General features: G+C 52.5%; 3 protein-coding genes and 1 tRNA gene. 3 read left to right on the top strand and 1 reads right to left on the bottom strand.

Annotated features, from left to right (window positions below):
• Positions 1–489 precede the first annotated feature (489 nt).
• Positions 490–564, bottom strand: a tRNA-Arg gene (locus tag E5K03_RS13725).
• A gap of 156 nt (positions 565–720) precedes the next feature.
• Here E5K03_RS13725 and E5K03_RS13730 point away from each other — a divergent pair.
• From E5K03_RS13730 to E5K03_RS13740, 3 genes are all read left to right on the top strand, one after another.
• Positions 721–1,563, top strand: coding sequence for a geranylgeranylglycerol-phosphate geranylgeranyltransferase (locus E5K03_RS13730; protein ID WP_138007374.1), 843 nt, complete (start codon positions 721–723; stop codon positions 1,561–1,563).
• Between the two features lie 142 nt (positions 1,564–1,705).
• Complete coding sequence (locus E5K03_RS13735; RefSeq protein WP_138007375.1) at positions 1,706–2,317, top strand: RAD55 family ATPase; 612 nt, start codon at positions 1,706–1,708, stop codon at positions 2,315–2,317.
• Between the two features lie 105 nt (positions 2,318–2,422).
• Positions 2,423–2,842, top strand: coding sequence for a CoA-binding protein (locus E5K03_RS13740; protein WP_138007376.1), 420 nt, complete (start codon positions 2,423–2,425; stop codon positions 2,840–2,842).
• Positions 2,843–2,950 lie beyond the last annotated feature (108 nt).

Genomic DNA, 2,950 nt, shown 5'->3' on the forward strand with positions numbered 1-2,950 from the left:
CACGTGCTTTGATGCACGGAATACAGCTCGGTCTCTTGCGTCCCATAGTTGATTCACGCTCCGATGGGATAGCAGAATTTCCATCGAGTCAGCACGGCTTCAAGAACATATCACCTGCTGAGGATTTCAACAGAGCCCACTATCAAGAAAATGTTATCTGAGCCGAGAGTGGTCGGCGTAACGTTTGGACATCTGATCGACCCATTGGCGTCGATGCACAGTAAAACGCACTTCGTAAGCCAGTCGTCATTCGGTAAATCATCGATACGCTCTACAGTGACATTTGAGAGTCTCTACAAAAGTGGAAATCTCTACTAGTTTCACCAGACGCCACACTTTTTTGTGGGCGCAACGATACTTTAGCGCTAGCGAATCGCATGACGGCATCGACCCCCGTTCGGAAAACGAATGAACTCTTTCGCGCTCAGCGGCGTCTCTTTATAAACGACCCGCTGCCGTCTGTTGAATCTATATCGTTCGGAAAACGAATGGGCGCTGCAGGATTTGAACCCGCGACAACTTGGTCCGAAGCCAAGCACTCTGTCCAAACTGAGCTAAGCGCCCGTATCAGTTTATAGACGCAGGATCGGTTATAAGACCGTCGGTCTGGTTACAGATTGCGATCGCCTCTCACGACCGCTGTAAAATACGCGGGATTTACAAGGACGATCGGACCAACGTATTATATGACTGAACACGATTGCTTAAAGAAGACTGAGTATGCCCAGCGCTGAGACCTTTCGCGGGTATTTTCGCTTGATGCGTCCAGGGAATACGATCGCCGCGGGGTTTCTTACATTCGTCGGAGCCTTTGTTGCAGCGGGCCCGCAGGCTGACTTCCGTGCGGTGGTCTTTGCAGTGTTCGCGACGGCCTGCGCAACGGGGGGCGGAAACGCGATCAACGATTACTTCGATCGGAATATCGACGCCATCAACAGACCGGATCGACCGATTCCGAGCGGTGCAGTTTCTCCACGTGGTGCGGCCGTGTTCAGCGTTGCGTTGTTTGCGGGCGCGACAGTGACGGCGCTACAACTCCCGCTACTTGCGATTGCGATCGCCGTTGTCAATCTCGGTGCGCTCGTGGCATACACAGAATTATTCAAAGGAATGCCCGGCGTTGGGAACGCGTTAGTTGGATATTTGACCGGCAGTGCATTTCTGTTTGGGGGCGCAGCTGTAAGTGATGCTTCGGGTGCAGTAGTGCTGTTTGGACTCGCCACTGTCGCAACGTTTGCCCGCGAGGTTGTCAAAGATGTCGAAGATATCGACGGAGATCGCACCGAAGGACTGCGGACGCTTCCGATCGTCGTCGGCGAACGTACGTCGCTGCGTCTTGGAGCGGCCTCATTGCTGGTTGGTGTCGCTGCAAGTATTGTGCCCATTATCAATGGAACATTTGGTTGGCTGTACGCAGTCGGAATTGTCCCGGCCAACGGAGTTATGTTATGGGCGATGTGGCGTTCGTTCGAGAATCCTGCGATCGGACAGCGCTATCTCAAGTTGGGAATGTTCGTAGCTGCGGGCGCGTTCTTTTTCGATCGATTCGTCATTGCCCTCTGATCCAAGAACAGACGAGTTTGAACACACAATCAAAAAGAATATTACTGCTACGTGGTATCTTCTTACTACTTGATGACTCCCGGCGAGGAAACGTGTCGTTCGATCGCGTGCATGCAGCGCACCGTCGCGGGAGGGCCCACTAATGTATGACCTGACGTCAACGCTCGGTGTGACCGTCGAGCCGGGATCTAACCTGCTCATACGCGGGCCAGCACTAACAGGCAAGCGCGCGTTAGCGTTAGATGTACTTGCAGATGGAACAACAGAGGGCGATGGAGCAATCATTGTGACGACAAAAGACAATGCCGATCGAATCCTCGAAGATTACACTAAACGAGTTAGTTATCAGGAGCGACCTGTCGCTGTCGTAGACTGTGTAACCAGACAACAGGGGGTAAACGACGTCCGCGACGACAAACGAATCAAATACGCCTCTTCGCCGGTTGATATGACTGGAATCGGAATCAAACTCTCGGAGTTCTTACAGGCATTTTATGGAGAGCGTGGGATTGAGCGCAATCGAATCATGGTCCACTCGCTGTCGACGCTGTTGATGTACTCGGATCTCCAGACTGTGTTTCGATTTCTCCACGTATTCACCGGACGAATCCAGAGCGTTGATGCGCTGGGCTTGTTTTGTATCGATTCGACCTCCCACGACGACCAGACGATGAACACGCTCGCGCAGTTGTTTGACGGAATCATCACAACGAGCGAAGACGCCGAACCGACCGTCAGGCTCGCTGATTCGTAGCTCTTTTGAGAACCAGCCAAAGTCAAGCTAGTTGATGATAAAGTATGAGTGATCTGGATCCTGTGTGCCACAAGCGCTTTTAGGCCATCTCACAGATGTTCAGCTATGCCACTGACCACGGATGATGAAATCGATGCGGTGTTAGATCTGGAGACAATCGCAGTCGTCGGCTGTTCGACGACACCTGGGAAGGCCGCTCACGACGTGCCTGCGTACCTGCAACAGCACGGGTACTCCATCGTGCCAGTGAACCCCTTCGCCGACGAGATACTCGGAAAGCAAGCCTACGAATCGATAACCGATATCGAAAAATCAATCGACATCGTCAACGTGTTTCGACCGAGCGATGAAGTCGCAGGTATTGTTGATTCAGTGGTTGACCGATATGCCGATCGCGGTGACGCCAGTGTGGTCTGGCTCCAACTTGGGATTCACGACGATGAAGCTGTTTCGCGTGCTGAGCGCGCTGGTCTCGATGTAGTCGAAGATAAGTGTATGAAAATCGAACACGATCGACTCCAATAGGCGTACCCGCTGACCGTTCCTATTTTCGGTAGCAATCAGCAGTGTTTTGCTGTGAGTGGCTGGGCCTCACTACGTTGCTACTATCTATTTTCGTGCTTCTCGCGGGAC

Origin of the sequence: Halalkalirubrum salinum (assembly GCF_005543295.1) — an archaeon.
Taxonomy (GTDB): domain Archaea; phylum Halobacteriota; class Halobacteria; order Halobacteriales; family Haloferacaceae; genus Halalkalirubrum; species Halalkalirubrum salinum.